Here is a 3889-nt window from a genome sequence, read left to right as displayed (position 1 = left end):
ACCTGAAGATGATCCAGCGCGAGAATATCGGCACCACCAAGGACCGGCGTCTGCTGGAGCTGGAGCTGAACACCTGGGTGCGGAGCCTGGTGACCGAAATGACCGACCCCGGCGACGAGCTGCAGGCCTCCCATCCGCTGAGCGATGCCAGCGTGGTGGTGGAAGATATCGAGGATAACCCGGGCTTCTTCCGCGTGAAGCTGTACGCGGTGCCGCACTTCCAGGTCGAGGGGATGGACGTCAATCTGTCGCTGGTTAGCCAGATGCCCAAAGCAAAAGCATAAGGCAGGACGGGATGAAAATTTATCGTCCACTATGGAACGAGGGGGCTTTACTATCTCCTCAACAGTTCCAGCAGCAGACTGAATGGGAGTCTTTCCGCAGTGCCGGTGCATCAGCGCTGGCATCCCCATTCCCCTGGGGCGTGGAAAAAATTGAGTTTAATGACAGTCTTCTTTCGTCCGGCCTGATCCAGATTACGCAGTTACGCCTTTGGCTGGAAGATGGTTCATTAATTGATGCGCAAAGGAGCGATTTGCCTCCGGCGCCGCGTGAGTTAGATGCCAGCCAGCTGACAGGTCGTGATGCGGTAACTGTAGTCATTGCATTGCCGCATATGCAGCCTGGCATAAGCAACGTTGAACAGGAGGGCGTCAGTTCAGAACGGCCGCTTCGCTATAGAGAAGAGTGGGTAACATTGCAGGATGCCTTTGGCTCTGAAGAAGAATCTATAGCAGTTGCCCGGTTTAATTTCACCATCCGGTTTGCCCATGAAAGCAATGATTCCTGGAAAGTGTGTCCGGTCGCAAGACTGATTCGGGATGGACAAAATGCGTGGCGACAGGATCTATCTTTTATTCCTCCAGTAGCGTCATTTGGAGCAAGCCCGGTTCTTCACGAACGTCTGATGTTGCTTAACCGCCAGTTACGCTCCCGACGCCAGCGTTTGATGACGATGCGCCGAGAAAGCAACGAAAGGCTTGCCGATTTTGCCGTCGCCGATGTTTCCCTTTTCTGGTTGCTGAATGCACTGAATTCTCACGCCACAGTGCTAGCAGAATACGAACGTTTTCCTTCACGTCCACCTGAACAAGTATGGGCTGAGCTCGCTCGTCTGGCAGGCAGTATGCTGACCTTTTCCCTGGACCATGATCTGGACGCCATACCGGGTTATGACCACGAGGAGCCAGCTAAGGCGTTTCCTCCGCTGTTTGACCTGATAACGGGTTTGCTTGAGGCAAGTCTGCCATCCCGAGTCATTGCTCTGGAAATGACCCGTCCGGACGGACAGACCTGGAAGGCCAACCTCCACGATATCCGTCTGCGTGAAGAGGCCGATCTCTATCTCTCTGTACGCTCGGATATCCCGGCCTGGCAGGTCGCCGAGAAATTTCCTGCACTCTGTCAGGCAGGTTCACCTGATGATGTCCGCGAAATCTATGGTGCTGCGCTCAAGGGGATCCCGTTGATACCGGTGAGCAGAGTCCCGGCAGCGTTGCCTGTACGCATGGAAAACCAGTACTTCGCACTTGATATAGAAAGCCCTGCTGCGCATGAAATGCTGGAGCAGGGGGTATGTATGTTCTATGTGCCTGAGTTACTTGGTGCTTTGGAACTTGAACTGTTTGCGGTATTGCGCTCATGAGACAGGATATCGATATCGACCAGCTAATGACGGAGACCTGGCTCACCGTCACCATGCTTAAGAAAGGCGCCATCACGCTTAATGGCTCTGCGCTTTACAACGCATGCGTTAAACAAGTTGAAAGTGTGCGGGAAGCGCTGGAGCGTGCCGGTTATGACGATGCCAGTGTGGAACATATTTCCTACGCACAATGTGCCTTGCTGGACGAAACGGTGATGAGCCGTAAGCCCGAAAAAAGCGAAGGAGGAGAGGAGCCGAAAGTAGATGAAGGCCAGATGGTCTGGCGTAAAGCACCGCTTCAGGCCCGTTTTTTTGGCTCACTTCGGGCAGGTGAAGCACTATGGGATCGGATTGCAGAGGTTCTGCGTCAGCCCTCACCGAACCCGGCCGTTTTAACCTGCTATCACCGGGTGATAGCGTTGGGCTTTCAGGGATTATACAGCCTGAAAGCGGTCAGCCAGTCACAGCGGGATGAGGTAGTGAAAGCCCTTTCTGAGCGAGTTTCTCCACCTGATGCTGGCCTGTCGCTGGTTGTTTACCGGATGGGGAAACATCGCTGGAGTCTGATGCGCTCGGTCTGGTTCTGGATAGTGCTGGCCGTCATTCTGACCGGGGTTATCTGGTGGGGTGGCCATCTGTGGCTTCAGGCGTTGTTGTCAGCACAAATACCGGAGCTGCATGGCTAATGCGCAGAAAAGTCATCATTTCGGTAGCCCTACACACTTTAGCAGCCGTAGCCGGGTTACTGTGGTTGCTGTGGTATTTCATTCCGACAGGCAACGTATTTAACGGCCTGTCCACTGCGCTGATCATTCTTCTGGCAGGCTGGTATGTGTTCAAAAACTGTCGGCATGAGGAGCCCGTATCCGACGCTAACCTCCCGGCGGCTGAACTGCCATTACTCGACGCCGAGGGCCCCGTTGTACTGGTGTGTGGCGACATGCTGGATGCGTTGTTTCAGGGAAGCCCTCTACGTAAAACAGCCCAGGGATGGTGGCTACGGGTCGGCGACGTCAGCCGGTTAACTGACGTTGTCCGCAGCATACAGACGCAGTTCCCGCACCAGGTCGGTCAGCTCTCGGTAATGTACCGTTGCCTGCCAGACCGTCATCAGGATGAAGCCGTACTTCGTTCCGCACTGAAAACGCTCCGCCAGCAGTGTAAACAGATTAAATCCCTGACGGGTATCACACTGCCGGCTGTGTTAAGCGCTGAATTTTCCGGGCCTGAAACGCCATGGATAATCGTCCGGGGTGACAAGCCGATGGTATGTCCGTTTAATGATTCGCCGCAGGCATTCATTGACTGGCAGCAGACGGACGACAATATCCTGGCGCTGCCGACAGTCAGCCAGGCATTTTCCTTTATCCGTAATACGCTGGCTGATGAGCTGGAGAAACCTGACGGCCTAACGCCGCCTGTGCGTGTATTTTCCGTGATCATGCGTCTCGGAGTAGTCAATCCAGAGACTCGGTCTGTCTGGGCCGGTTGGCTCTATTCCCGCACCTGCTTGCAGTTTTCCCGAGCTCCCGGGCAGTCATCGACAAGTCTGTTCCCGGATGCGGTTTTGCCACTTCTGGCGCCGTTTGCCTCGATAGTACAGGGAGGCCAACCAACAGGGAAACGACTGAGATGGCGCGAGAATCACAGCCAGCACGTACCGGGCTGACATTAGCTCTTAATAAAGACATCTGGCGGGCCAATTTCTATCGTTTCTGTCAGCTGCTGGAACAGGAAAATCCGGACACGCCGAAACTGGGCTCCACCAGCCATCCGGGCGACGATCCGGTACGATTCAGACCCTGGCCTGGTATGGGTTTACCGCTTCGACTAATCATCAATCAATCATTCATTCTCCCCACAATACTTCTGATTGCAGGAAGGCGGCAAACGCATGAGTCTCCGGGAGCATAGATAACTATGTGACCGGGGCGAGTGTGTGCAGCCAACGCATCAGCAATCAGAAGTAGGGAGGGGGTAAAAGGAGCTTTTGAATGGCAACAATAACCCGCTGGTGGGCGCTGACGCTTATTGCCTGCGGTCTGCTCACAGGCTGCGGTCTGACGCAGACCGTCACGGACGGTACGGTCAGCATCACGAAATCCATCTTCTACAAAAAAATTAAAACGCTGCATCTGGATTTTACCCCGCGCACCGCCATCAACGCTGATGGTGCACAGACGCCGCTGGCGACCATGGTGCGGGTTTATCAGCTCAGGGATCGTAAAGCGGTTGATGCCGCTG

General features: G+C 54.6%; 3 protein-coding genes and 3 pseudogenes. All 6 read left to right on the top strand.

Annotated features, from left to right (window positions below; translation table 11 throughout):
• A pseudogene (locus AS136_RS25840) lies at positions 1–284 on the top strand (type VI secretion system contractile sheath large subunit); the annotation flags it as partial.
• Between the two features lie 11 nt (positions 285–295).
• Complete coding sequence (gene tssK / locus AS136_RS25835) at positions 296–1645, top strand: type VI secretion system baseplate subunit TssK (protein ID WP_025368032.1); 1350 nt, start codon at positions 296–298, stop codon at positions 1643–1645.
• On the top strand, positions 1642–2331 hold the full coding sequence (tssL, locus tag AS136_RS25830) for a type VI secretion system protein TssL, short form (protein ID WP_046882517.1): 690 nt from the start codon (positions 1642–1644) through the stop codon (positions 2329–2331). Before tssK ends, tssL begins: the two co-directional genes overlap by 4 nt.
• Positions 2331–3263: pseudogene (locus tag AS136_RS25825) on the top strand (OmpA family protein); the annotation flags it as partial. The gene tssL and the pseudogene AS136_RS25825, both read left to right, overlap by 1 nt.
• A gap of 14 nt (positions 3264–3277) precedes the next feature.
• Positions 3278–3472: pseudogene (locus AS136_RS27775) on the top strand (type VI secretion system baseplate subunit TssG); the annotation flags it as partial.
• A 167-nt stretch (positions 3473–3639) separates the two neighbouring features.
• Positions 3640–3889 (top strand): type VI secretion lipoprotein TssJ (locus tag AS136_RS25820; protein ID WP_148718843.1); only part of this gene is annotated, 250 nt, incomplete at its 3' end.

Origin of the sequence: Klebsiella sp. D5A, from assembly GCF_001620885.1 — a bacterium.
Lineage (GTDB): Bacteria > Pseudomonadota > Gammaproteobacteria > Enterobacterales > Enterobacteriaceae > Klebsiella > Klebsiella variicola.
The sequence above is the reverse complement of the archived record's forward strand: the minus strand, read 5'-3'. Positions and strand labels throughout refer to the sequence as shown.

What these genes read in the sequence shown, in the direction of transcription:
- tssK (WP_025368032.1), top strand. Translation starts at nt 296, where the DNA reads ATGAAAATTTATCGTCCACTATGGAACGAGGGGGCTTTACTATCTCCT.
- tssL (WP_046882517.1), top strand. Translation starts at nt 1,642, where the DNA reads ATGAGACAGGATATCGATATCGACCAGCTAATGACGGAGACCTGGCTC.